Origin of the sequence: Mycobacterium colombiense (genome assembly GCF_001953985.1) — a bacterium.
Classification (GTDB): domain Bacteria; phylum Actinomycetota; class Actinomycetes; order Mycobacteriales; family Mycobacteriaceae; genus Mycobacterium; species Mycobacterium colombiense_B.
The window spans coordinates 141,199-168,108 of the sequence record NZ_MBEI01000046.1; the positions used below are offsets into that span (position 1 = coordinate 141,199).

Annotated in this window: 18 protein-coding genes and 2 pseudogenes; 14 read left to right on the forward strand and 6 right to left on the reverse strand. The window is 65.4% G+C overall.

Annotation, left to right across the window (positions count from 1 at the left end; all coding sequences use genetic code 11):
* Positions 1-185: 185 nt before the first annotated feature.
* The 5 genes from A5732_RS10810 to A5732_RS10830 all read right to left on the reverse strand — a co-directional run bounded on the left by A5732_RS10810 (position 186) and on the right by A5732_RS10830 (position 12,909).
* Complete coding sequence (locus tag A5732_RS10810; RefSeq protein ID WP_076102178.1) at positions 186-2,462, reverse strand: LuxR C-terminal-related transcriptional regulator; 2,277 nt, start codon at positions 2,460-2,462, stop codon at positions 186-188.
* 419 nt (positions 2,463-2,881) lie between these two features.
* A complete protein-coding gene (locus tag A5732_RS10815) occupies positions 2,882-3,907 on the reverse strand; it encodes an alpha/beta fold hydrolase (protein ID WP_432760642.1) in 1,026 nt (341 codons plus the stop codon).
* 411 nt (positions 3,908-4,318) lie between these two features.
* Positions 4,319-7,123 carry an ATP-binding protein gene (locus tag A5732_RS10820; RefSeq protein WP_076102179.1) on the reverse strand — a complete coding sequence of 935 codons (2,805 nt, stop codon included), beginning with the start codon at positions 7,121-7,123 and terminating at the stop codon, positions 4,319-4,321.
* An 87-nt stretch (positions 7,124-7,210) separates the two neighbouring features.
* Complete coding sequence (locus A5732_RS10825) at positions 7,211-10,021, reverse strand: LuxR family transcriptional regulator (protein ID WP_076102180.1); 2,811 nt, start codon at positions 10,019-10,021, stop codon at positions 7,211-7,213.
* A 92-nt stretch (positions 10,022-10,113) separates the two neighbouring features.
* Positions 10,114-12,909, reverse strand: coding sequence for a helix-turn-helix transcriptional regulator (locus tag A5732_RS10830; protein WP_076102181.1), 2,796 nt, complete (start codon positions 12,907-12,909; stop codon positions 10,114-10,116).
* A gap of 559 nt (positions 12,910-13,468) precedes the next feature.
* On the opposite strand from A5732_RS10830, the gene A5732_RS10835 reads away from it, so the two are divergent.
* A complete protein-coding gene (locus A5732_RS10835) occupies positions 13,469-13,828 on the forward strand; it encodes a phosphoenolpyruvate carboxylase (protein WP_249266734.1) in 360 nt (119 codons plus the stop codon).
* An 8-nt stretch (positions 13,829-13,836) separates the two neighbouring features.
* Here A5732_RS10835 and A5732_RS27465 read toward each other — a convergent pair whose 3' ends face one another.
* Complete coding sequence (locus tag A5732_RS27465; protein ID WP_076102182.1) at positions 13,837-14,094, reverse strand: hypothetical protein; 258 nt, start codon at positions 14,092-14,094, stop codon at positions 13,837-13,839.
* A 121-nt stretch (positions 14,095-14,215) separates the two neighbouring features.
* Here A5732_RS27465 and A5732_RS10845 point away from each other — a divergent pair.
* The 13 genes and pseudogenes from A5732_RS10845 to A5732_RS10905 form a co-directional block, all read left to right on the forward strand.
* Positions 14,216-14,410, forward strand: a pseudogene (locus A5732_RS10845) (esterase); the annotation flags it as partial.
* Between the two features lie 25 nt (positions 14,411-14,435).
* Positions 14,436-15,665, forward strand: a complete 1,230-nt coding sequence (locus A5732_RS10850) for a PPE family protein (protein ID WP_076052630.1) — start codon at positions 14,436-14,438, stop codon at positions 15,663-15,665.
* Between the two features lie 120 nt (positions 15,666-15,785).
* Positions 15,786-16,031 (forward strand): hypothetical protein, encoded by a 246-nt coding sequence (locus tag A5732_RS10855; RefSeq protein ID WP_139334634.1) that lies wholly within the window; start codon positions 15,786-15,788, stop codon positions 16,029-16,031.
* Entirely contained in the window at positions 16,031-16,951 is a 921-nt protein-coding gene (locus A5732_RS10860) for an NADP-dependent oxidoreductase (RefSeq protein WP_065057091.1), read from the forward strand. The genes A5732_RS10855 and A5732_RS10860 overlap by 1 nt, the downstream gene beginning before the upstream one ends.
* Before the next feature lie 19 nt (positions 16,952-16,970).
* A complete protein-coding gene (locus tag A5732_RS10865) occupies positions 16,971-17,405 on the forward strand; it encodes a cupin domain-containing protein (protein ID WP_076102183.1) in 435 nt (144 codons plus the stop codon).
* 82 nt (positions 17,406-17,487) lie between these two features.
* Positions 17,488-17,913, forward strand: a pseudogene (locus A5732_RS27590) (hypothetical protein); the annotation flags it as partial.
* Between the two features lie 86 nt (positions 17,914-17,999).
* Positions 18,000-19,499, forward strand: a complete 1,500-nt coding sequence (locus A5732_RS10875; protein ID WP_081389520.1) for a dihydrolipoyl dehydrogenase family protein — start codon at positions 18,000-18,002, stop codon at positions 19,497-19,499.
* 60 nt (positions 19,500-19,559) lie between these two features.
* Positions 19,560-20,489, forward strand: a complete 930-nt coding sequence (locus A5732_RS10880; protein ID WP_253189043.1) for an NADP-dependent oxidoreductase — start codon at positions 19,560-19,562, stop codon at positions 20,487-20,489.
* Positions 20,490-20,538: 49 nt separating this feature from the next.
* A complete protein-coding gene (locus tag A5732_RS10885; RefSeq protein WP_076052633.1) occupies positions 20,539-20,928 on the forward strand; it encodes a RidA family protein in 390 nt (129 codons plus the stop codon).
* Positions 20,925-21,590, forward strand: coding sequence for a nitroreductase family protein (locus A5732_RS10890; protein ID WP_076052634.1), 666 nt, complete (start codon positions 20,925-20,927; stop codon positions 21,588-21,590). The genes A5732_RS10885 and A5732_RS10890 overlap by 4 nt, the downstream gene beginning before the upstream one ends.
* A 43-nt stretch (positions 21,591-21,633) precedes the next feature.
* On the forward strand, positions 21,634-23,067 hold the full coding sequence (locus tag A5732_RS10895) for an MFS transporter (protein ID WP_076102225.1): 1,434 nt from the start codon (positions 21,634-21,636) through the stop codon (positions 23,065-23,067).
* Between the two features lie 164 nt (positions 23,068-23,231).
* Entirely contained in the window at positions 23,232-23,654 is a 423-nt protein-coding gene (locus A5732_RS10900) for an MmpS family transport accessory protein (protein ID WP_170880021.1), read from the forward strand.
* Positions 23,651-26,587 (forward strand): RND family transporter, encoded by a 2,937-nt coding sequence (locus A5732_RS10905; RefSeq protein ID WP_076052635.1) that lies wholly within the window; start codon positions 23,651-23,653, stop codon positions 26,585-26,587. Before A5732_RS10900 ends, A5732_RS10905 begins: the two co-directional genes overlap by 4 nt.
* The last annotated feature ends 323 nt before the right edge of the window (positions 26,588-26,910 follow it).

Genomic DNA, 26,910 nt, shown 5'->3' on the forward strand with positions numbered 1-26,910 from the left:
TATTGGGTTCTTCGCAGAGCTGTGTTCTCACCCAGCCCGGAGCAACCCGCGTTGATCCGAAGCTCATGCCCGGCAGGTCGATGGCAGGCAATGTTCTCAGCATGACCCGAAACCGATTCAGCTGTCATCACCCTCACCACCATTCACCCGGGTGAGGTTAGGCCGACAGCCACGAGGCATGCGAGCTACAAGAGGCCGAGTTCTCGCGCCCGGCTCACCGCCGCGCCACGGTGCTCAACGCGCAGCTTGCGGTAGACGGCGCGCTGGTGGGTCTTCACGGTATTGAGCGAGACGTAGAGCCGCTGACCGATTTCACGTCGTGACAACCTGGTGGCGAGCAGGCGAAGAACCTCAAGTTCCTTGGGGGTCAGTTCCTCACCGGCCATGCAACTCTCGTTGCGCGAACTCGCCGCGACGCCCGCGCTCCGCTGGGCCGCGGCGAGCAGCGTCGGGGCGATGCCGGCATCAGCGCAACCGCATACCAGCGTCGCGACCTCTTCGAGACTCGCCTTGGCGTTCTGGTGGTCGCCGAGGTCCTCGGAGATCTCCGCTCTGATCAACAGCGCCTTGGCCACCTCGAGGATTGCTCCACCTTGGCGCGCCGACTTGACGGCCATGTCGGCGGCAGGCGCCGCTGCGTTGGTGTCACCGCGCAGACGAAGGACTTTGGCCGTGGCAAGCGACACCACCACGTCCACGAGGTGTTCCGCATCCGTGAGATCGCGGGAGCTGCCGGAAGCCCGACGGATTTGACGTTCGGCGTCTGCGAGCCGGCCATGCTCGGCCGAAATCAGCGCCAGATAACCCAACGCGTAGATGCGGGCGCGACGATCGCCCACCTTTTCGGCCAGCTCTACGGCCCGCCGGAAGGCGGCTTGCGCCTCGGGGGTATTGCCCGAAAAGTACAGTGCGGCACCATAGATGCAGTAGGCACTTGATCGGCCGAGCGGCGCTTCGCCGAGATCGAGGGTGATTGCCCGGCGCGCTGTCTCAAGCGCCCCGGTGATGTCGGCCGTCTTGAACGAGTGAATCGCGCGCAACACGACGACTTGAGCGCTGAGAGCGCGACCATCTGCGGTGTCAGCCGCGGATCGGGTTTCGACTGCCTCGATCCACTCGGCGGCGTCATCGAGTTGACCGACGCTCAGGGCGATCCAGGCCCGGGCCACGCTCAGCCGCGGATCCTGTATGACCGTCTCCTCGGGAAGCAGATCGAGATAGCCGGAGATGGTCGACGCTCCGCCCCCGTTGAATTCATCGACCCAGTCCGCGGCGATCAGGTCAGCACTGCGCGCGGTGTCACCGGCAGCGAGCAGGTGACGCACCGCCTCATCGATGAGCCCCTCGGCCTCGAACCACGTCGCGGCTCGTCGGTGCAGATCGGCGACGAGATCGGGCTCGGTGCGGCGTAGCTCGGTGTGCAGCAACTCTCCGAATAGCTGGTGGTAGCGGTACCAGTGACGCGCCGTGTCCAGCGGCACCACAAACAGGTTTTCGCGCTCGATCTTCTGCAAGACCGAGGCCGAGCCAGACGTCTGCAGCACCGCGTCGCACAGCGCACCGCTTAGTCGTCCCAAGACCGACGTACGTAGCAAAAAGCTGCGCAGGTGCGGCGGCTGACCGTCGAGCACCTCGGCCATCAAGTAATCGACGATATGACGGTTATCGCCTGCGAACGTCCTGATGAACGTGGCGGTATCGGCACGCCCGGCGAGCGAGAGGGCGGCAAGGTAGAGGCCGGCAACCCACCCTTCAGTGCGTCGGTGCAGCAGTTGAATGTCTGTGGGGGCCAAGCCCAGCCCGAGTACATCGTTCAGCAGGTGATCCGCCTCAATCGGCCCGAAACGTAAATCGTCGGTTCGCACCTCGGCAAGCTCGCCGCTGGCTCTCAGCCGAGCCAACGGCAACATCGGATCAGACCGGGTGGCCAATACCAGGTGGAGATTCGCCGGCATCCGGCTGATGAAGAACGCAAGCTGCTCAGGCACCGCTCGCCCTACCACCAGATGGTAGTCATCGAGAATTAGCACGACCGGACTCGCGATTGTGTCCAGATCATTCAGCAGGGTAGGCAGTACGACCTGCACTGGGTCGGCGCCCATCGCTAGGAGTTCGACCGCGCGAATCCCCATCCCGGGACTGACCTTCTGCAGCGCGGCGACCACGTACATCCAAAACCACACCGGGTCGTTGTCGGAGGAGTCAAGCGACAGCCAGGCGAACCGGTCGTCCTCGCCCGCACCCAAAGCCCACTGCGCCAGCAGTGTCGTCTTGCCCCAGCCTGCCGGCGCACTCAGTAGGGTCAGCTTGCGGCGGCGTCCCGCCGATAGTGCGTCCAGCAGGGCGCCCCGGTGAACGAGTTGCCCGCCGATGGCAGGGACGTGCAGCTTGGTGGCGAGCAGAACTGCTCGCGCAGCGGCTTCTCCGACGCCGTTGTCGCTGCGCCCAGCTGAGCCGCTCATGCCCGAACTCCGCGACTCCGTTGAATCCAGCAGCCGGGCGGGAAAACTCGGCGTTGCCGCGCCGTGGGTGGACGCTGGCGGCTCGGCATCCCGATTGTTTCCTGCAGGGTCGGCCGGTCTCGTTCTGCCCGGCAATTGCGGTGACCCTATTGAATCAGATGCGTTCTCCGCGATTAACTCCTGCGCCCGCTGGCGATGCCCGTTTGGGCTGGGGGACCGGCATCCCGCCAGCGGCCCAATGATTTTCTCGTGAGTCGTGCTCACGCTTTGCCCGCTCACCTTATTTCTCCTCGTTGGCAATTCAGAGCTCAATGACTACGTTGGCAGCGCGGGCACCGCCTCACCATCGCCCAACGGGTGATCTTTAGGGTCGGGCGGGTGTATGCCTAGTGGCCCTCATCGCGCACCGTCTAACCGGGTCATGACACTCGCTCCTCGGCTTCGACGGGTGATGCCGTAAACGCCGAATCGCAATGGTCGATGCGGAAGTCGCCGCCCAGCGGCTTTTCCGACGCCGTGGACGTGCCTGGGTCATAGTGACTCCCTGCCGCAAGAGCTGGGCTGGTGCCAGCGATGGCGGAGCTGATGGCTCCGGTGACCACCTGCGGGATTTCATGCAAGAGCGTGTGCCCTGCGGTGGGCCGGTGGATGAGCGTCGCCCCTGGGATACCGTCGGCCAGCTCGCGGGCGTGCCACATCGGCGTGAGCTTGTCCGCTCCTCCACTGATGATGGTGGTATTGGCCGTGATAGAGCTCAGGGTCGTCGAGCAGTCGTACTCTTTCAGACCGCGTAGGAAGCCGACCTTGGTCGTCGACGGGGTGGCGTTGACGGCGGCCGCGGACATAGTGACCAACGATTTCGGGGCGGCTTCACCGTATCCGCCAAACCTGGTCAGTGCCGCGCACACCGGCCGGGCGAGGAATTGAACGACCTCATCCGTACCCGCGCGGGGCATGCGGTGTACGAGGTGATAGAGCATGCTTGTCGCAGGCGTGCTCAGCAGCCGGCCGAGGCCGTGCGAGGCGAGATTTCCCGCGGCGGTCGCGACGAGAACAAGGCTCTGCGGCTCAACGGGACGCTTTCCGGCCGGCCGGCGAAGATAGGCCAAGGCCGTCATGCCTCCCATCGAGTGCCCTACCAGGGTGAGCGCGCCCGTAACGCCAAGCGCGACCAGCAACTCGGCGAGGTCGTCGGCGAGTCGGTCGATCCGGTACGTGTGCATTGACGCATCGCCGGATTCGCCGTGACCGCGGTGGTCGTAACTGATGATCCGGATGTCGTTGCCCCAGCGACGGATCAGCTGCGTCATCTGGATGTTCCACGATTCTTTGTTCAAGCAAAAGCCGTGGAGAAGAACGACTGTATGGCCAGCGGCGGGAGATCCCCAGTCACGAACGGACAGCGAGACGCCATCGCTCGTGGTGACCGTGCGGTCGCGGGCCAGCGATCGACGTGTGCCGGGCGTTCGCCGACGGCTGCATCGCGTTGCCGGACCCTGTGGCGTCATCGCTTTGTCACCGGACATGGCCATCGAGATGTACGGTCCTGCTTGCTGTTTCGACGAGCGAGCTGGCGCGACCGACGGTCATCGGGACACCATCGTGTACCCGGCGACACCGAACGCTACCGGCACCATCGCCAGCATTCCAAGCGCCGCATTCAACATTGTTCGCTCTTTCCCTTGTGCGCTCACCGGCACGGTGTGTGGCCCGGTTGGGCCGTCGCTCTGGGTGAGAACATGATTAGTTGTCGAGTACTACGGTCGTCGGGCGGGCAGCGGAAAACCATCGCCCGAGGGATGATTTTGAGAGCCGGATGGATGTAGTACTAGGCGCCCCCGTATTTGACGCGTCGGTCAATCAGAGCCGCGCATCAGCTGCGCCAATTCGGCGCGGGAAGTGATCCCCAGTTTGGCAAATGCGTTGTGTACGTGGGTCTTCACTGTGTGGGGGGAGAGGTGCAGTTGCTGCGCGACGGAGCGGTTGGTCGCGCCCTGTGCGATGAGGTTGATGACCGTAAGTTCGGAATCGGTGAGGCTGTCCCAGCCCGTTCTGGCCCGCGTGTGCGTGACGATGCGCCGTTCCACGCCTAATCGGCGCAGCGCGCGGCCGACCCGGCGGGCATCGGCGAGCGCTTCGCAATTTACGAAAGTGTCGAATGCCTTATCGAGGCTCTCGATCGCCTCCGCATCACGTCCGGCGCGTACTAGTTCATCAGCGGCGTCCTCGGCGGCGTCGGCGTAAAGAAGCGGACGCCACGTACTCAACGCGTTGGCCGCTTCCAACAGCGCGTCGGCGTCACCATCCAGGATTCCGCGGGCCTGCTGTGCGACGGCCGCGAACAACGCCACTCCGGGGCGCTCGCGTTCCAGCACCTCGACGCTCTGCAGCACCCGCGCGCGAAGCCCGGCGTCGCCGGCCACTGACGCCACCCGCGACATCAAGATGACTTGGTCGAACACGTTAGGCCACAACGGTGTGATGACACGCGTGTTCTGCCCCCCGAGCCAGCGCACCGCATCGTGGACGTCGCCGCGGTGCCACGAGGCAAGCGCGACCACGTAAGCCGCGCCGCAGGACAATAAGGGTGAGGTGCTGGGATACAGGACCAGTGCCTCAGACACCAGGTCTTGCAATAACTTTCGGTCACCTGTTCGCGCGGCGACCTCAGCCAGAACGAGTATGCGCTCAATGTTGACCTCGGTACTGTTCGCCCATTCGCGCCGGGGCAGCGCCTCGATGGTGCCACGCGCCGCGGCCAAACGACCCGCCGCCGCATGAACCATCCCGCCCAGGTGGGTCCAGCCGGGAAGCGCCATCGCGTTGCGCTCGCGATGCGCTTTCTCGGTACCCTCGGCAACCTGCGCGCGGGCGTCCTCCAAGCTGCCCGTGCAAACAATCAGGCCCGCGCGGCGCTTGGCCGCGTATATGCCGCCGAAGGTAGCCTCACCGCTGCGCGTCAGCGCTTCCACCTCGTCCATGCGCCGAAGCGCGCGCACCGCATAACCGTCCTGATAGTCGATCAGGGCGAGCGCGGTGCCGCTGACGATCCGGGCTTCCAGATCACCGGTCGCCGTGGCCGCCGCCGCGGCCACGCCCGCTGCCGAGGCGTCCGCATGCAGGCCGTTAACGACCTCGAAGTAGGCCACCCACGCTTGATGGCGCGCCCTGGTGATGTCGTTGATGCCGACCAATTGCAGTGCGCGACGCAGCTCGGCAATGCGTTGCTCCGGGTCCTCGGTGCCCGCGGCCACCTGCAGCCGAATCTCGGCTTCGTCGTCTTGCGACAGCTGCGTTGCGAGCGCCCCGTCGGCAAGGACCTGGGCCTCGTCATACCGGGTCGCCCGATTCAGCCACTCCACCGTGTCGGCGACGAGTGACCCGTAGTTTCCGTCGTGGGCGGGTAATAGGTCCAGTGCGCGCTTGCTCAAGTCGGCGGCCGCGCTCGCATCGCCTCGGCCTACCGTTTGCGCGGCTTGGCGCAATGCGTCGATCGCCTCCCGGTCGCCGGGCTCCGCGCTGCGTGCCAGTTGGGTGGCGACCTCGGCGGGGGCCGCTCCCAGGCCGAGCATGACCGAAGCCGCTTGGCGCTCCATTGCCCGCCGCAGCGACTGCGGCAACGACTGCCGGGTGGCCTCGCGCAGCAAGTCGTGCCGAAATCTCAGCTGCGCACCATCTTCCACGAGCAGATCCGCGCGCACCGCCTCCTCGAGCGCCGTCAGCAACGACGCCGGCTGGCGTTCCAGCATCGCGGCCAACAGCCCGGCCGAAAACCGGTCGGGCAGCACCGCGGCTACTCGCACCAACTCTGACGCGTCGCCGGCGAGCAGGTCCAGCCGCTGGTGCATCGTTGCGCCCAGGCGCCCCGGCAGCGCGTCCCCGGTGGCCAGCACCCGCCCGCCGCTGACGTTCAGTCGGCCTTCCTCGCCCAGCCCCCCGAGCAACTCGCTGACCAGAAACGGATTTCCGTGTGCCTTGGCAGCCAGATTCAATAGCGACACATCGGCTTTCGCCCGTACGGCGTCTTGGACCATGTCCGCGACCGCGTCCGCCGTCATCGCGCCCAGCCGCACAACCACCGCCCCCGCGCGTTGCAGCACCGACAACGTCTCTTGCACCGCCGGCCCGCCCGCCCCGGTGCGGGCAGTCAACACCCACAACACCGGCGCACCCGGCCGCACGGTGGCCAGCGACCGCAGCGCCAACAGGGTGGCGTTGTCGGCCCAGTGGACGTCCTCCAGAAGGATCGCCAGCGGGGTCTCTGCGGCTGCCGTATGAATGGCGTCGGCCAAATCGTGCACCACCCAGTAGCGGAGATCGGCCGACGTGCCCAAGCGGCGCAAAGCCTCCGCATCACCGACAGGGGGCTCCGCGCGCAGCGTCGCCATGAACAGCGAGAAAAACGGCACCGTCTGCTGATACTCGAAGGCCTCGCCGAACAGTGCCCGAACGCCGGCCTTCTCGGCGAGCGCCAAGACCTCGGTGAGCAACCGACTCTTGCCGATGCCGGGCGGGCCCTCGATGACCAGCACGCCCCCGCGCCCTTGGGTCACCGCGGTAACCAGTGCGCCGATCAGTTTCAGCTCGTCTGCCCGCCCCCGAATCGGCGGGGTGACCAGCCGCTGGCCGCCGACATCGAATAAGCCGGTTGAAGGCCCCACGGGGTTCCCTGTCTTCCGTCTAGCGGACTGGCACTGCAGTGCACGTCATTCTAGGCCGCACACGTCAAGTACCCGATGCGCTGTCGATCAGTCAGCGCCTCGCATGAGCTGCGCCAATTGGGCGCGGGAAGTAATGCCGAGCTTGGCAAACGCATTGCGTACGTGGGTCTTCACGGTGTGGGGGGAGAGGTGCAGCTCGGTAGCGACGTCGCGGTTGGTCGCGCCCTGTGCGATGAGGTTGACGACCCTGAGTTCGGAATCGGTGAGGCTGTCCCACCCCGTTTTTGCTCGCGGGTGGTTGACGATGCGCCGTTCCACGCCCAACCCACGCAGCGCGCGGCCGACCCGACGGGCATCGGCGGTCGCCCCGCACTCGATGTAGGTGTCGAATGCCGCGTTCAGTTGATCGAGGGCCTCGGCGTTGCGCTGTGAGCAACTCAACTCGCCGCCGGCGTCCTCGGCAGCGCTGGCGTAAAGAAGCGGCCGCGAAGAAGTGCGAAGCAACTCCGCAACAGCCACCAACGCCTGGGCATCGTGTTCGAGGGTCGCGCGGGCATACCGAGCCACCGCGGCCAGCAGTGGCACCGCAGGTCGTTCACGCTCAAGCACCTCGGCGGCCTGCAAGACCCGCGCGCGCAAGCCGGCATCACCGGCGGCCGAGGCCACCCGCGCAGCCAAGATCAGCCGAACCAATGCATGGGGGAAAAGGGGTGTCCCCAATAGGCTGATGTCGCCAAGCCAGCGCGCTGCTTCATGAACGTCACCGCGATACCAGGCCGCCCGCGTCAGCACATACGCTGATGCTCGACGTTGGCCAGGTGAACCGATGGAGTGGGCATCGCGTGCATCATTGGCCGTCTGCTGCAGCAAGTTCCGGTCATCGGTGTGCGCCGCCACCTCAGCGAGGGTCAGCATACGATGTACGTCTTGCTCAGTCGCGCCTGTCGGCTGTGGGGGCGGCAGAGAATCAGCCGCGTCGCGAGCGGCCGACAGCCGGCCCGCAGCGAGGTGGACCCACCCACTAAAGACGGCCCAGGTAGTGAGGGCCAACGAGTTGCCTTCCCGGCTGGCTTGCGCTATGCCTTCGGCGACCCGGGTGGTCGCGTCGTCCAATCGGCCGACCACTGCCAGAAAGTTTGCCTGGAACATCCCGGCATAGGCATGTGCCAACGCCGTTTCATTCGTGTAGGCGAGTGGGCGAAGCTGTTCGAGGCGGGTTAGTGCGCGGCCCGCATACCCCTCACCAGAATCGAGCAAAGCGTGAGTGACCTCGGCCATGATGGTGGCCTCGAGATCACCGGTGGCTGCCGCAGCGGCGGCAGCTTCGTCGGCTGCGGTGCGCCATTGCCCGCTTTTGTCCTGCAACGCCAGGTTGAAGGCCAGCCACGCCAGATGCCGTGTCCGGGTGACCTCGCTGATGCCGCTCAACTGCAGCGCTCGGCGGTTCTCCTCTACCCGACGCGGGGAGCTGTGCTTGGTATGCGTCGGAAGCCGGAGGCGAATCTCAGCTTCGACTTCGGGCGAAGCAGCCTCCGCGAGCGCCACGGCGGCCAATTCTTCCGCCTCGCCATAGCGGCCGGCCCGGTTGAGCCACTCCACCGTTTCCGCGACCAGGGATCCATGGTCAGCGTCGTGGGCGGGTAATAGGTCCAATGCGCGCTTGCTCAAGTCCGCGGCGGCGCTCGCATCGCCTCGGCCTACCGTTTGCGCGGCTTGGCGCAGTGCGTCGATCGCCTCGCGGTCTCCCGGCTCGGCGCTGCGTGCCAGTTGGGTGGCCACCTCGGCGGGGGCCGCTCCCATGCCGAGCATGACCGACGCCGACTGGCGCTCCATCGCTCGCCGCAGCGACTGCGGCAAGGACTGCCGGGTGGCCTCGCGCAGCAAGTCGTGCCGAAATCTCAACTGCCCACCGTCTTCGACGAAAAGATCCGCGCGGACCGCCTCCTCGAGCGCCGTCAGCAGCGACGCCGGCTGGCGTTCCAGCATCGCGGCCAGCAAGCCGGCCGAGAACCGGTCCGGCAGTACCGCGGCCACCCGGACCGCCTCTGAAGCACCTTCGGAGAGCAGGTCGAGTCGTTGATGCATGCTGGCGCCCAGACGCCGCGGAAGCTCGTATCCGGTGGCCACCACGCGCCCACCGGTAACGTTCAGTCGATCCTCCTCGCCCAGCCCCCCGAGAAGCTCATTGACCAGAAACGGATTTCCGTGTGCCTTGGCGGCCAGGTTGAGCAGCGACACATCGGCTTTCGCCCGCACCGCGTCGCAGACCATGTCGGCGACCGAGTCCGGCGCCATGGCCCCCAATCGCAAAACTGTGGCGTTCGAGCGTTGCAGCATCGACAACGTCTCTTGCACCGCCGGCCCGCCGGCCCCGGTGCGGGCGGTCAAGACCCATAGCACTGACGCGTCCGGCCGCGCGGTGGTGAGCGACCGTAGTGCCAACAGCGTGCCGTTGTCGGCCCAGTGAACGTCTTCCAGCACAATCGCCAGCGGCGTTTCCGCGGCCGCGGCATGAATGGCGTCGGCCAGATCGTGCACCACCCAGTAGCGGAGATCGGCCGAGCCGCCTAGCTGGCGCAACGCCTCGGCGTCGCCCACCGGGGGATCGGCGTTCAAGGTGGCCATGAACAGTGAGAAAAACGGCACCGTCTGCTGGTATTCGAAGGCCTCGCCGAACAGTGCCCGAACGCCGGCCTTCTCGGCGAGCGCCAAGACCTCGGTGAGCAACCGACTCTTGCCGATGCCGGGCGGGCCTTCGATGACCAGCACGCCCCCGTGCCCTTGGGCCACCGCGGTAACCAGTGCGCCGATCAGTTTCAGCTCGTCTGCCCGCCCCCGAATCGGCGGGGTGACCAGCCGCTGGCCGCCGACGTCAAATACGCCGGTTGAAGGCCCCATCGGGTGTCCTGTCTACGGTTTATTTAGCGGACTGCCGTTGCAATGCACGTCATTGTAAGCTGCGCACGGTCACCTAGCCGATTTGCTGTGCGTCAATCCAAGCCGCGCATGAGCTGCGCCAATTGGGCGCGGGAAGTGATGCCGAGCTTGGCGAATGCGTTGTGGACGTGGGTCTTCACGGTGTGGGGGGAGAGGTGCAGCTCGGTAGCGACGTCGCGGTTGGTCGCGCCTTGCGCGATGAGGTTGATGACCGTGAGTTCAGAGTCGGTGAGGCTGTCCCAGCCCGTTTTTGCGCGTGGGTGGTTGACGATGCGCCGTTCCACGCCCAACCCGCGCAGCGCGCGGCCGACCCGGCGGGCATCGGCAATCGCCTCGCACTCGATGTAGGTGTCGAATGCCGTGTTCAGCTGGTCGAGCGCCTCGGCGTTGCGCTGTGCGCGACTCAGCTCGCCGCCGGCATCCTCGGCGGCGCCAGCGTAAAGAAGCGGCCGCGAAGAGGACTGGAGCAACTCGGCGGCAACCACCAATGCCTGGGCGTCACGCTCGAGGATTGCGCGGATGTGTTGGGCGACTGTGGGGAACAACGGAACGCCCGACGGCTCGCGTTCGAGCACTGCAATGGCGTCAAGGAGGCGCGCGCGCAAACCTGCATCACCGGCGGCTGACGCTACCCGCGCGGTCAGGGTCAGCTGATCCAGGACGGTCGGCAAGAACGGTGTCATGAGTAGCGAGATATCGCCGCCGAGCCAGCGAACCGCTTCATGAACATCGTCGCGCTGCCACGCCGCCAGCCCTAACGCGCACGCCGCCCCGCGACGTACGGCGGGCGAACCGTCGGAGTACGCATCGCGCGCCTCATTCATAGTCTCTACCAACAACGTTCGGTCGTCGGTGCGCGCCGCCACCTCAGCCAGGGTGAACATGCGCATCGCGTTTACGAAGGTCGACCCCGGTTGCTCCGGCGTTGGCAGCTGTTCGGTGGTGACGCGGGCGGCCGACAGACGGCCCGCGGCCGCCTGCACCACGCCCGCCATCAGGGCCCAGATGTGAAGCGCCATGCCGTCGCGTTCCCTTTGGGATGTTTCTGTGCCGGTCGCGACCAGCGCCGCCGCATCTTCCAGCCGTCCGACCACGGCAAGCAGGTTTGCCAGGTGGCATCCGGCGAGATTATGCGTCGTCATATCGCCCGCGGGGGGCAGGGCTTGGAGTTCCTCAACGCGGTGGAGTGCGCGGCCCGCGCGCCCGTTCGCACAGTCGAGGTAGGCGAGTGCAACTCCGGACAGAATCCTCGACTCGAGATCGCCGGTGGATGCGGCGGCGGCCGCCGCATCGTCGGCTGCGGCGCTGTCCTGCCCGTGTTGGCCGTACATCGTCAGGTTGTACGCCAGCCATGCGCGATGCCGTGCCTGGGTGACGTCGCTGAGGTCGGGCAACTGAAGCGCGCGGCGGTTCTCTTCGATGTGTCGCGCGGTCGTATCTGTGATCGCCGTCCGAAGCCGGAGGAGGATCTTGGCCTCTTCTTCGGGCTCCAGCGCGGCGGACAGGGTGGTGCTGGCCAATCGTTGCGCCTCCTCGTAGCGGGTGGCCCGATTGAGCAGCACGATCGTTTCCGTCACCAGCGGCCCACGTCCCGGATCTTGGGGAGACAAAAGCTCCAACGCGCGCTTGCTCAAATCCGACGCAGCGCCGGGATCGCTGTTGGCCACCGACTGCGCGGCTTCGCGGAGTGCGGAGATCGCGGCCTGATCACCCACCTCAGCGCTGCGGGCGAGCTGGGTTGCAACCTCCTCGGGCGCCGCACCCATGTCCAGCATGACGGTCGCCGATTGCCGCTCCATCGCTCGGCGCAGCGATTGGGGCAACGATTGCCGCGTCGCTTCGCGCAGCAGATCGTGACGAAACCTCATTTGATCGCCGTCTTCTATGAGGAAGTCGGCGCGGACTGCCTCGTCTACCGCCGATATCAGGGCGGCCGGTCGGCGTTCCAGCATCGCCGCGAGCAGCCGGGCCGAGAATCGGTCAGGCAGCACAGCGGCGACTCGTACGACTTGGCTCGCGGCGTGCGAGAGCTGGTCGAGTCGTTGCTGCATAGTGTCGCTGAGTCGCCGCGGCAACGTTTCTCCGGTGGCGACCGCGCGCCCGCCGCTGACGTCGAGCCGGCCCTCCTCGTCCAATCCTCGAAGCAGCTCCGTCAGCAGGAACGGGTTGCCGTGCGCCTTGTCGGCCAGAGTCAGGAGCGACGCATCCGCGTTGGCTCGCACGGCGTCCTGCACTATGTCCGCGACGGCGCTCGGTGTCATCGCCGCCAACCGCAGAAACCTGGCATCCTCACGTTCCAGCGCGGTCAGCGTCTCGCGAACGGCCGGCCCGCCGGCGCCGGTTCGTGCGGTGAGCACCCACAGCACCGGGGCATCGGGCCTCGTCGCGGCCAGTGACCGCAGCGCCAGCAGGGTGGCGTTGTCGGCCCAGTGGATGTCCTCGAGGAGGATCACCAAGGGTATTCGGGACGCGGCCGCATGAATGGCGGCTTGTAAATCGCGCACCACCCAGTAGCGAAGATCGGCCGATGTGCCCAAGCGGCGCAAAGCCTCCGCATCACCGACGGGGGGATCCGCGCGCAGGGTCGCCATGAACAGTGAGAAAAATGGCACCGTCTGCTGGTACTCGAAGGCCTCGCCGAATAGTGCCCGCACACCGGCCTTCTCGGCGAGCGCCAAGACCTCGGTGAGCAACCGACTCTTGCCGATGCCGGGCGGACCCTCGATGACCACTACGCCGCCGCGCCCCTGAGCGAGCGCCGCGATCTGCGTGCCGATCACCTTCAGCTCGCCTGCACGCCCGCGAATCGGCGGTGTGCGTGCCTTCCCCGACGCCCTCGCGGTGTTCACGCGAACCGCCGCCCACCGACGTGAAGTAGGCGGGGGGAAGACTTCCAAGTTATGTAATCCACAGTTCTCGCCACCGCTAGCGCTGGCAGTCAGTGTAGGCGAGCTTCTCCGCCCCATTTGGTGAACCGCCATTCGGCTGCATCAGATGCGTCCTCGCCGGGAGGCCCGGGGTGCTTCATTCCCTGATGCTCGAAACACCCGCCGAATCGCCCGGGTGAATCAGCTCGCCGGGTGATGACCACTCATCCCACGTCGGTTAATGCTCGCTCAACAGATAGATGGCGAGCGGACGGTACGTGGATCCGGGCATGTTTTCGGATCTGCGTTCGGGGCCGCTCAAGCGAGCAACGCGTCGCGATGGCGGTGGACGGCTTGGCTGCGCTGATCACCGCGGAACGCCATCGCGACAAATTGGAGAAATTAGATGAAGCCTCGCCAATTTCAACGATCGCCTGCTGAATACGGCGGCGGCGTCGCGCGATCACCATGGCTGCCGCATCGAATGCGTGATGCCGCCGCCTTCGCACGGCGTTGGGCGCATCGGAAGGGAGAAGCCGCGATGGACGCCGTCCCGGCGATCGAGGATCAACTTCACGCGCTGCAGCCGATCTGCAGTGCCCAGCGGGTGTCGACCGGCATTACATGCGGGGCACCGGCGGTGGCGGTCGCCGAGATACACGCCATTGACGGATGCGACCAGATGGGGCTGAGCCCAGACGGCGACCTCGTCGAAACGCTCTGCCAGGCCTGCCTGTCAACTCTGCAATGGGCGATCGCGACCTACGTGGGCGACAAGCGCGAGATGGCGTCCCGATGCGGCGCCCACCCGGCGTGCACCACCTGCGGGCGTCCCACTGGATACCTGGGCAGTGTCTTCACTGTGCGCCCGATCCGGCCGCCCGAGGGGCTGGCACCATGACCCGACGACTACGGATTGCCTTCCTGTTTGCGGCCGTGGTTTCCGGTGATTACGCGGTCCTCACGTTGATCAATGGTCAGCCAATCGATTTCGGCGTCACCGCCGCCATCTGTACGGGATCCTTTGTCGCGGCCGGGCTGATCGCGTTCGCGGGCAGGCGACGCCGCAAGGCGATGGCGCAGGGACGAGCGGCCGTCTGGGAGCGCCGTGACCGGCAGGCGGCCGCCGCCGACCAACAGTGCGCGGTATGCGGCGCTGCGCGTCAAAAACCCAGCGACTCACCCAGATTCGTTGACCGGCAGACCGCGCGCTTATGCGCAGCGTGCGCGCCGGCCCTCAACTAGAGCCGGCACGATGAGCCGGCCCCGGAAGTGTTGACAGCCCATGTTGGTGCATGTGTGCGAGGTGCTGCTTCACGACGCGCAGCCGGCAGCCCAGCGACTGGCCACCGCCGGTGTGGCCGTCGATATGCGGGTTTGGCCGGGCCACACCCACGTGTTCCAACTCGCCGCGCCGATGATCCCGGAAGCCACCTGCTCACTGCGCCAGATCGGCCGCTGCATCCGCGAAGCGACCGGATAGCCAAGGCACCCTAGGGTTTTCGAAGATGGATTTCGGGGCGTTGCCACCAGAAATCAACTCGGGCCGGATGTATTCCGGGCCCGGCTGTGGGTCGATGCTGGCTGCCTCGGCAGCCTGGGACGGGCTGGCCGCCGACTTGCACTCCGCGGCCGCGGCCTATGGGTCGGTGATCTCGGACCTGACCAGCGCAGCATGGCTGGGTCCCGCGTCGGTGACGATGGCGGCCGCCACCGCACCCTACGTCTGGTGGCTGACGACGACTGCTGCGCTGTGCGAGCAGGCCGCCACCCAGGCCAGGGCGGCCGCCGCCGCCTACGAGGCCGCATTTGCGATGACGGTGCCCCCACCGGTGGTGGCAGCCAACCGCGCGCGGCTGATGTTGCTGATCGCGACAAACATCCTCGGCCAAAACACCCCGGCGATCGCGGCGACCGAAGCCGAGTACGGCGAAATGTGGGCCCAGGATGCCGGGGCGATGTACGAGTATGCCGGCGCATCCGCTGCCGCTTCGGCGCTACCGCCGTTCACCCCGCCCCCGCCCACAACAAATCCAGCCGGGGTCGCCGGCCAGGTTGCTGCGGTTGCCCACGCCAGCTCCACGCCGGCCGGGACAGCCACCCAGACCGTCATGTCGACCGGCTCGCAGCTGCTCTCCGCAGTACCCAATGCGCTTCAGGGACTTGCGCTGCCCTTACCGGCCGCCGCGGCATCACTGCCATCGTTCTCGCAATTGCTTAGCTTATTGAGCCCGGTGAACCTGGCCGTTGCGTCGGTGTCGACGGGTATCACGTCGACGGGCATGGCCGGGTCGTACGCGGGCTTGGGATATGCGGCGCACTACGACCCAGACGGTGCCAGCAAGATGGACGCCATACTGCAACGTTTGGGGGCGGCTCCGGCAGGCTCAGGAACGGGCGCAACAGTGTCATCGGGCTCGGCAGACCTGGGGCCAGGCGGCGGTACGGGACCTGTGTCGTCGGCGGGTTTGAGCCGAGCCTCCTCAATCGGCGCGCTGTCGGTGCCCCCGAGCTGGTCGGCGGCCGCCCCGCCGATCAGACGCGCCGCGGCAGCGTGGCCGAACACCCTCCCCGGCGCTGCCCCGACCGTCCTGGCAGCGATCCCGGAAAATCTGCTCAACGAAATGCTTTTGGCGGGTATGGCCGTACGCGGCATCCGCGGTGCTCCCACTCAGGGCCGGCCCACGATCACCATCACTGTGACGCAGCATCCGCCGGATAACGACCGCGGGCCCTGATGCGTGCCCATCCGCCCAGTGATGCGTGCTGTGCTCACCCGGGTGAATTAGCTCGCCGGGTGATGACGACTCACCCCGCGTCGGTGAATGCTGACTCAACAGCTGGCGAGCGGAGGGCAAATGCAGCCGACCACGTACCGGATGTGCATTCAAGGCCGCGTGACCGAGCGGCTCGGGTACGCATTTGAAGGGATGCGCCTCGAGGCCGGTGCGAACGAAACCGTGTTCACCGGTGAAATCCGCGACCAGTCACAGCTTTACGGACTTCTCGACCGGGTCCGCGATCTGGGCCTGGAGCTCGTCAGCGTACAACCGCAGCCCGCGGCCGACCCGACGGAAACAACCCACATCAGGAAGGACCTGTAATGCGAGCCATCACTGTTTCAGATCGTGACGCCGGTGTCGCCGGCCTGTCGCTGACGGACCTGCCCTACCCCGAGGCGGCCGACAACGATGTCGTCGTGCGGGTGCACGCTGCCGGTTTCACACCCGGGGAGCTTGAGTGGCCGCACACCTGGATCGACCGCGCGGGTCATGACCGGACACCGAGCGTGCCCGGCCACGAGCTGTCGGGCGTCGTGGTTGAGTTAGGCTACGGCACCACCCTTTTGACTGTCGGTCAGCGAGTGTTCGGGCTCGCCGACTGGGCTCGCAACGGCTCGCTGGCGGAGTACACCGCGATGGAAGCCCGTAATCTCGCACCGCTGCCGATGGACATCGACCATACTGTGGCCGCGGCGCTCCCAATCTCTGGATTGGCCGCCTGGCAGGGCTTGTTCGACCACGGCCGCCTCGCCGCCGGGCAAACGGTTCTAATCCACGGCGCCGCGGGTGGGGTTGGGTCGATCGCGGTGCAGCTCGCCCGCGAGGTCGGTGCGCGCGTCATCGGTACTGGCCGGACCGCCGACCGGGACCGGGCGGGGGAGCTGGGCGTCCATACCTTCCTCGACCTGGAGACCGAAAACCTTGAGGACGCAGGCGAAGTCGACGTCGTGTTTGACGTGATCGGCGGAGACATTCTCGCCCGCTCGGCGGCTCTGGTGCGGGCTGGTGGAACGCTCGTCACCATCGCCGAGCCGCCGAAGACCCTGCCGCGCGATGGGCGAGCAATTTTCTTCCTTGTCGAAGCCGATCGTGCCCAGCTCGCCGACCTCGCCGCGCGAGTCCGGGATGGACGCCTCAAGCCGGTGGTGGGTGCCGTGCTGCCACTCGCCGAAGCTGCCACCGCATTCGCTCCCGGCAAGCGCATCCCCGGCAAGACGATCCTGCGCGTCGCCGAAGACTGAAGATGGAAGGCAGCCAAAAATGGCGCTAAAAATACCACTCGCCGCACTGACAGTTGCGACACTCGCGTCCGCTTGCCACGCCGAGGCGGCGCCGGAGAAGTCGGGTCAAAACCCGGTTGTCCGACCGGTTTTCAATCAACCTGCCCCCAATGTTCCGGGCAAATCACTTGAAGCAGTGTCAGTCAGCTATCCGCCCGGAGCTAGGAGCGGAGCTCACCACCACGCGAGATCGGCGTTCATCATGGCGTACGTGATCTCCGGAGCGATCCGCAGTCAAGTCGAAGGTGAGCCTGCGCGCGTCTATCACGCCGGCGAGACGTGGAGTGAAGCCCCCGGCGCGCACCACACGATCAGTGAAAATGCCAGCGCCACCGAACCCGCTGAATTACTCGCAGTCTTCCTGGTTGACACCGGAGACGGCCCGCTTACCACGGACGACAATGCGAGACAATGAGCTGTCGCGTCGACGATGAAAACTGTTCGCACCGTTTGGTATCCACAATGTGACGACGTTATCCCATTTCCGGGAGGGCTCCGTGCGCACGCCTGATCCGATCCGGGCCGTCCGGATAGCGCTGCGCTTGTCGCTCGCGGCCGCCTTTCTGTCGGCTGTTGCAGACCGATTCGGTTGGTGGAAGCCGTTTGGGCCGGAAAGCTGGGGGAGCATGGCTGCTTTTGCCGACTATGCCCACCAGCTCGTTCCATTTGCTTCTGGATGGTTATTGACCGTGATCGTATGGGCTGCCACCGCAACCGAAACGACCCTGGGAGTCTTGCTCCTCAGCGGCTGGCAACCAAAATTCGTGGGCGCTGCGACTTGCTTGGTGCTCGTGATATTTGGAACCGCGATGGCCGCATCCCTCGGTGTGGAATCACCGCTTAACTACAGTGTCTTCTCCGCGGCAAGCGCAGCCGCGGCCTACGCGATACTCGGCACAACATCGCCGCCACACCGCCCTGGCGCAATGTCCAGTCCGGACACTCGAAACCATCGCGAGCCGACGGTGGCTGCGGCTAATCCATTGAGTCGGTTCGGAAGTGAAGGCAGATGAAAGCTAGTACAGACTTCGACGTGGTCGTCGTAGGCGGCGGGGTGGGTGGTGTGGCCGCCGTGCGGAAGCTTGCGTCCGTGGGCCTTTCGGTAGCGCTCGTCGAGGATCGTCTGGTCGGTGGGGAGTGTCATTACTTCGCCTGCAACCCGAGCAAAACGCTGATCCGCCCGATCGAGGTGTTCAATCTCGCGAAGGCGGTCCCTGGTGTGCGAGAAACCATTTCGCGCGGAGCGCTGGACGTTGCGGCTGTCTTCGCGAAGCGCGACGCGATCATCGAGCACCTCTCGGACCAAGACCGGACGGCATCACTGCAGCAAGCCGGTGCGGCAGTGTTTCATGGCATTGGCCGGTTGAGCGGCCAACGAACAGTGCGCGTGGCCTACGCCCTGGGAGATGCCACCGAAGCCGTCTTGACTGCACGCCACGCGGTCGTTGTTGCCACCGGCACCCGTCCTCACGTGCCGGAGATACCTGGGTTGGCGCAAGCACGCCCGTGGACCAATCGAGATTTGACGACCATGACGCATGTGCCGCCCCGCGCGCTGGTGGTGGGTGGCGGCCCGGTCGGTGTCGAGTTCGCGACCATCCTGACCGGTTTGGGATCCGCGGTAACACTTCTGGTACGTGGGAGCACCCTGCTTCCCAACTTCGAACCCGAAGCCCGCGAGCAGGTCGCGCGGTCACTGCGAAGCAAAGGCGTCACGATTCATTTTGAGACGGAGTTGTCGGAGGTGGCCCGACCCGTGGCGGGCGGGCCCGTCACCGCAACCTTCCACCGCCAGACCATCGAGGTAGACGAGATTGTCCTGGCCGCCGGACGGCGCACCAATACCGACAACATCGGACTGGAAACCCTTGGGCTGCCGGACGGGATCGTTTCTGTGGACGACCATTTACAGGCGGTCGGCGTCACAGGCGGTTGGCTCTACGCGCTGGGAGATACCACCGGGCGTGCTCGGCTGTCTCATATCTCCACGTACCACGGCCGTCTTGTGGCCGAGATCATCGCGGCCCGGGCCGCGGGACGAGAACTGAGCGACAACGAGCTGGCTGCCCATGATGGCGGCAGCACCGCGCAGGTTATCTTCACGGAGCCTCAAGTAGCCAGGGCGGGGCGCACGGAAAGTCAGGCCCGCGCAGAAGGGTTCGCGGTACGAACGCGAACCGCTCGTTATCCCGACGCGGTGTCCCACCTCGCCCTCTACCGGGACGGCTTCGATGGATGGGCGAAGTTGGTCATCGACGCCGAGACCAACACACTGCTGGGAGCGACGTTTGTGGGCCCGGAGTTCTCCGAATTGGTTCAAGCCGCCACCCTGGCCATCGTCGCGAAGGTCCCAATCAGTCTCCTACGCCACGCCGTCGCGCCACAACCAACGGTCAATCAGGTCTGGGATCCGCTACTCGCCGAAGAAACCGAACTCGGCCCATTAAACGGGGCGCAGAACGTAAACACGGGCGCTCAAGCGAATCGCCTTGTTTCTCAATTCCATTAGCCCTCAATCTTCGAGAGGAACCTCTATGACCTACGACTGGCCGGTCGTTTCGCTGTGACAATGCTGGTAGCGGGGGTCCGCACGCTGGGCGGCAACGTGGAGACGCTCGAAGTGGACGACCCGCGACCGTTGGCGGCCGACGAGGTCCTCATTGACATTCGCGCGGCCGGGATTGGCAACTGGGACAACATCATTCGCTACGGCGGCTGGGACGTTGGCACCAGGCCGCCGCTGGCGCTCGGCGTCGAGGCCGCCGGGGTCATCAAGGCCGTCGGTAATCGTCCGAGCGGATTCAGTGTGGGCGATGAGGTGCTGTGCCACCCGGTACCGCTGCGCGGCCAAGGTACGTGGGCGCCGTTTCTGATCGCAGCCGTCGGATCGCTCGCCCACAAACCGCCCGCGATTCCGTGGGAGATCGCAGCGATCTTTCCGGTGCCGGCGTTGACCGCCGAGCAGGTGGTCGGTGAGGCGTTGGCCCTTCACGGTGGAGAAACGTTGCTCGTTCATGGCGCGGGTGGAATCACCGGCGGGCTCATTGTCCAGCTGGCCGCCCTGCGTGGTGTCGATGTGCTCGCCACCGCCGGTCCGCGCAGCGCCGACCGAGTCCGCGGGCATGGTGCCCGCGAAGTAATAGACTACGGCGATCCGCTGTGGCCACAGCACGCAAAGGCGTTGGCAAAAGACAATATCGACGCCGTCGCCAACGCGGCCCCCGGGGGCGCAGCTGTGGCGATGACCGCGCTTGCCGACGGTGGCCGGCTGGCCACCATCACCCCCGACCCGCCTGCACCCACCCGCGGCATCCGCGTAACCGCGGTCTACGTCCGTTCCGACGGCGCTCAACTCGACGGCCTGGCCGCGCTACTCGCCTCCGGCCGGTTGAGCATGCCGACCCCGCGCTCCTGCGGGCTGGATCAGGCCGCTTCTGCCCTCGCACACGTCGTCGCAGGCCACGAGTCCAACGGGGTGGTCATCACGAAAGACATCTAGCGAAGTCGCCATCACAAGGAAAAATCTCACATCACCAAGGAGTCTCGAGATGACCACCATTACCCGGATCCGCACCGGAGTAGCCGATCACATCGGCAAATACGCCGACGCTCTCGCCGTATCAGGCGGCGGCACATACATTTTCGTCGCCGGAACGCCCGGGGTGCGCGAAGACGGCACCCTGCCCGAGGACTTCACCGACGAAGCCCGGCAGTGCTGGGCCAACGTCGAAAACGCGCTCGGCAAGGCCGGCGCGAAGCTCACGGACATCGTCTACATGCGCCAATGGGTCACCAGCCGTGACAATGCGTCCGCCTACCTGGCGGTGAGCAAAGAGATCATCCGCCACGAACCCGCCGGCATGTTCAGCATCATCGACGGGCTGGTGTGGCCCAACATCCGCGTGGAAGTCGAAGTCATCGCCATCCTGCCGACATGAGCGATTACCCCATCGTCGACTTGTCCACCGACGCACTGTTGACCACGACCCGCTCGGTGCGCAAACGTCTCGATTTGACGAAACCTGTTCCCATCGGCCTGATCCGGGAATGCCTGGAGATCGCGGTGCAGGCGCCGACCTCGTCCAACGTGCAGAACTGGAGCTTCATCGTCGTCACCGATGCCGAACAGCGTCGCGCGATCGGCGATGTGTACCGCCGCACATGGGACTTGATTGTCGCGTCCCCTTTCGCGGTCGCTGATCGGTTCAAGGACGACCCCGCGCGCAATCGCGAGCAGCGCAAGGTGTCCGACAGTGCGGCGTATCTCGCCGAGCACTTTTGCGAGGTCCCAGTGTTGATGATCCCGTGCGTCGAGGTCATCGATGGTGACGGCAGGCTGACGGCCGAAAACGCCAACCAGTATTGGAGTTCGGTGATGCCCGCCACATGGAGCTACATGCTCGCCGCGCGCTCTCGGGGCTTGGGAACCACGTGGACCGGGGTGACCATAATGGCCGACGACGAGATGCGGGCCATCCTCGGACTGCCCGACAACGTCTATCACGCCACGACCATCCCCACCGCGTACTACACCGGCACGACCTTCCGCCGGGCCAAACGGATTCCGCTCGACGACGTGCTGCGTTTCGACCGATGGTGAGCCCGCAGTGACGTTACGCGACGCGGCACCGACCAGCCGCGCGATGGTGGTCGCGGTAATGGTGTCGATGGTCGCGTTCCTCGACTCCTCCGTGATCAACCTGGCTTTGCCGGCCACCGAGCACGACCTCGGTGGCGGCCTGGCGTTGCAACAATGGATCGTCGACGGCTACCTGTTGGCGATGGCCGCCGCGATTCTGCCCGGCGGGTCGATCTCGGATCTGTTCGGGCGCGTTCCGGTGATGCGGTTCGGGCTGTTGGCTTTCGGGGCGGGGTCGGTTCTGGCGGCGGTTGCAGCGTCACCGGCGATGCTGATCACCGCGCGTCTCATTCAGGGCGTGGGTGCGGCGTTCCTCGTGCCGGGTTCGCTGGCGCTGATCAACACGGTGTTCGACAAAGCGCACCAGTCCGCGGCGATCGGCGTCTGGACCGGGTGGACGGGAACCGCCTTCGCCTTGGGCCCCCTGCTGGGCGGATTGTGCGTGGATTTCCTAGGCTGGCGTTGGATTTTCGTGTTGTCCGCGATCCCCATGGTTGTCGGGTATGCGCTGACGTTCTGGCTGTGCCCGACGTCGGGGCGGGCCGAAGGCGCCCGCGTCGATACCGCCGGGGCGGGCTTGTCGGCGGTGGGGCTGGCCGCGACCGTGTATGCGTTGATCGAATCGCAACGTGATGGCTGGACCGACCCGATGGTCATCACACCGTTGGCGATCGGGATGGCCGCACTGGCCGGCTTCGTGAGATGGCAACGCCGCAGCACGTGTCCGATGCTTCCGTTGCCGCTGTTCACCTTTCGCAACTTCGCCGCGGCCAACCTCGTCACCGCGTTCGTCTACGGCGCGTTGACGCTGGGTTCGCTGGCCATCGCCCTCTACACCCAAGAAGTCGGCGGCTACTCAGCCACCGCGGCCGGACTGGCCACCCTGCCGATCCCGGCGCTGTCGTTCGTGTTCGCCCGTCACGTCGGCCGCATCGCCGCGCGGGTGGGACCACGCGCGTTCCTGATCGCGGGCCCCGTCTCAGCGGGAATCGGGCTGCTGCTGATCCGCCCTAAACCCAATGGATTCCACGCAATCACCGACCTCATTCCCGGGATGACCGTGCTGGCCATCGGGCTGGTCACGACTATCACACCGCTGATGTCGGTGACGCTGGCCTCGGTGCCGACCGAACACAGCGGCCTGGTATCGGCAATCAACAACGCCGTCTCACGACTCGCCGCGCTGATGTCGATCGGGTCGATCGGCCTGATCAGCGTTGGCACGGTAAGCGCTACCGGATTCGCCCACGTGTTAGAGGTCAGCGCCGCACTATTCGCCCTGGGCGCAGTGTGCGCCGCACTGTTGATAACCAATCCGCCCGCCGGGTGCCAACCTGTGCCGTGCGACATCGCGGCGTTGTGCCGCGACCGGCCCGGTATTCAACCGGCCCTGGCCAGCAGCCCCTCGGCCGCAACCGAACCCGCCCCTCCGCAGTGAGCGTTTATGCGATCGCCGAAAGGAAATAGTGACCTTCACCATCACAGCGAAGGAGCCCGCCCCGGGAATCAACTCGACCGCTATGGCGTTCGGCTAGCCGTGGTGCACGCGAAGAGATGCCTTAATATCGGCCCATCGAGCATTCCTGATCGGGGGGCACGGTGTTGAGGCTTCTCAAGCGGACATGGGTCCCGATGGTGGTGGCCGTGGCGCTCATCATCGGCGGCGTTGCAGTGATGCGACTCAATGGCGTGTTCCCGGGACCTGGCCTGCCCAAGCCCGATCCCCGGGACGCGACCCCGCCGTATGCGGCCAAGACCGCCATCTACGAAATCCTGGGACCGCCCGGGACGACCGGCGTCGTCAACTGGATGGATGCGGACTCACTACCGCAGAAGGCGAGCTTCACCACATTGCCGTGGTCGAAGACGATCGTCGCCGAGATGCCCGGCATCTTCGCCTACGTCGTCGCCCAAGGTGACAGTCCCTTCATCGGCTGCCGCATCACCGTCGACGGCAAATTGGTCGATCAACAACAGGCCAACAACCGCGACGCGCAGGTTTCCTGCTTGGACAAGTCCGCGTGACCGACGACACGAGCGACACGGACAGAATTCCAGTCGCGCAGCGCACCGAAGTCGAGCGCAAACCGCGACTAGCCCGCACCATCCGCGTTTTGGCGCTGCCGATCATCGTGTTGTGGCTGCTGATCGCGATCGGCGTCAACGTCTTCGTCCCACAGTTGGAGAAGGTTGCCGAGGAGGTCTCGGTGCCCCTCTCGCCGTCCGACGCACCATCGGTGACCGGGATGAAGCACATCGGGCAGAAGTTCAAGGAGTACGACTCCGACAACCTCGTCCTGGTGACTCTGGTCGGTGACAAACCTCTCGGCGAGGACGCTCACCGGTATTACGACGATCTGGTCAGGAAGCTGCAGCAGGATCACGAACACGTCGAGCACGCGCTGAATTTCTGGGGGCAGCGATTCACGTCCTCCGGTGTCGAGAGCTACGACCACAAGGCCGCCTATGTCCAGGTCAACCTGCGCGGTGACCAGGGCGGAGCCGTCGGGGACAAATCGGTTGCCGCGGTTCGCAAAACAGTCGCGGATTCGAAGCCGCCGGCGGGGGTGAAGGCCTACGTCGCCGGTCAGGGAGCCCTGACAGCCGACACGATCGTTGTCGGCGACGCGAGCCTGGCCAAGATGACGATCATCACCATCATCATCATCGCGATCATGCTGATGTTCGTGTATCGGTCCATCGGCACGGTGCTGCTGACGATGGTCATCCTGTTCGTCGGACTGGCTACCGGCCGCGGCGTGGTAGCGCTACTGGGCGAAACCGGCATCATGGGGCTGTCGACCTTTGCCGTCAACTTGCTGACGGCACTGGCCATCGCGGCGGGTACCGACTACGCGATATTCATGGTCGGCCGCTACCAGGAGGGCCGTGAACGGGGCCTGCACCGCGAAGCCGCCTACTACGACACCTTCGCCGGTGTCACCAAGGTGGTGCTGGGTTCGGGTTTGACGATCGTTGGGGCGCTGGCCTGTCTGAAATTCACTCGGCTGCCGTACTTCAGTTCGCTGGCGTTTCCGTGTGCAGTGGGCCTGCTGGTGGTGGTGGCCGCCGGGGTGACGCTGACCCCGGCGCTGATCGCCTTCGCAAGCGGCTTCGGCCTTTTCGACCCGAAGCGCGAATTCAACTACACCCGGTGGCGCCGTTTGGCGACGGCCATCGTGCGGTGGCCGGCGCCCATCCTCGCCACCTCCGTCATCCTCGCGATCGTCGGCGCAATTGGCTTGATGGGCTTCACTCCGCGCTACAACGACCTGTACTACCTGCCGCAGAGTGCTTCGTCAGTGCAGGCGTACACCGCTGCCGATCAACACTTCACCCAGGCCCGGTTGAACCCGGACCTTCTGATGATCGAATCGGACCACGATCTGCGCAATCCTCGAGACATGCTGGTCCTGGACAAGATTGCCGGCGCCATCTTCCGGGTGCCGGGCATCGAACGGGTGCAGAGCATCACGAGACCCCTCGGCCCGCCAATTCAAGACGGATCCATTCCGTTCCAGCTCAGTGTGCAAAGCGCGCCGATCCGCAGCAACCTGAACTACCTGAAGGACCGCGTCGCCGACATCAAGAAGATCACCGGTTTCCTCGATACCCAGATCGCCCTGTTGGAGCGCCAGTACGCGGTGACCCAGAAGCTCGCGAACGCCGCGGACGACAGCTCGAAAACCACGGGGGAGACAGCGGCCATCACGGACGAGATCCGGGACCACATCGCGGATTTCGACGACTTCTGGAGACCGATTCGCAGTTACTTCTACTGGGAGAAGCACTGCTACGACATCCCGATCTGCTGGTCGTTACGAAGCCTGTTCGACGCCCTGGACGGGTTCGATCAGCTGGCCGAAAAGTTCCACGCCCTCACCAGCGACCTCACCGACACGGCCAAGGCCACGCGCGAATTGCTGGCGATCATTCCCGAGAATATCGCTGTCTCGAAGTCGATCCGCGATACGACGCTGACCATCTACAGCTCGTTCGACAGTCTGATCGATCAGTTCGACCGGCTGACCGACACGAACGCCGTAATGGGCAAGTCGTTCAACGACTCTCAGGTGGAGAGCCTGTTCTACCTGCCACCCGAGATCTTCCAGAACCCAGACTTCTTGCTGGGGTTGAGCTTGATGGTGTCGCCGGACGGCAAGGCCGCTCGCTTCATCATCACGCACGCTGTGGATCCGGCGACGACGAAGGGCATCGCGTCCGTCGATCAGGAGCGCCAAGCGGCCAAGGAGGCGCTGAAACTCACCTCGCTGGAGAACGCCGACATCTACCTCGGCGGCACGGCCGCAACGTTTTACGACATCGCCAACGGCGCCAAGTACGACCTGATGATCGCCGGGGTGGCCTCGATCGTGCTCATCTTCATCATCATGGTGATCGTCACCCGCGCTTTGGTCGCGGCGGGTGTCATCGTCGGCACCATCGTGATGTCGTTGGGGGCCGCCTTCGGGTTCTCTACACTGATCTGGCAGCACCTGGGTAATTTCCAGTTGCACTGGGTGGCAACCGAATTCGCGCTAATCGTGCTCTTGGCGGTGGGATCCGACTACAACCTGATGCTGGTTTCCCGAATCGAGGAGGAGATCGGAGCCGGCCTGAAAACGGGACTCATCCGCGGCATGGGTGTCACCGGACCGGTGGTGACTGCCGCCGGTGTGGTGTTCGCGGTCACCATGGCCACGATGATCACCAGCGATCTCCGGGCGATCGGCCAATTCGGCACGACGATCGGCATCGGCCTGTTGTTCGACACCTTCGTCGTCCGATCGCTCATCACGCCGTCGATCATGACGGTGATGGGACGCTGGTTCTGGTGGCCGAAGCGGGTACGCGTCCGGCCGGCAAGCCAGATGCTTCGGTCCGTGGGGCCGCGTCCGCTGGTTCGTGCCCTGTTGTACCACCCGCGGCACGGGGCTGCGTCGGATCCGCAGACGTAGTGTCCGCCCGCTATGCCCGCCTAGCCGCTGGAGGATCGGGCCGCCTTGGCGGCTTCGCGCCGAGCCTTCTCCCTCGCGTGGGTCGAGCAGCAATGCCCCATATCGCAATGGAACCGGTCGCTACAATCATGCGAACAATAGGCGGATGCGGCCGGAAGCCATTCCGGATCGGATAGGTCACGCGGGCGGTCGTTCGGATCGAACGTATGGCCGCAATGTACGCAGACCTTGGTCTTGGTCTTGACCATATCGCTCAGCGTACGCGCGATGGCCCTGAATCGAAGCTGGTTTCGGATCGATGGCGAACAAATTTAATTTCGCAA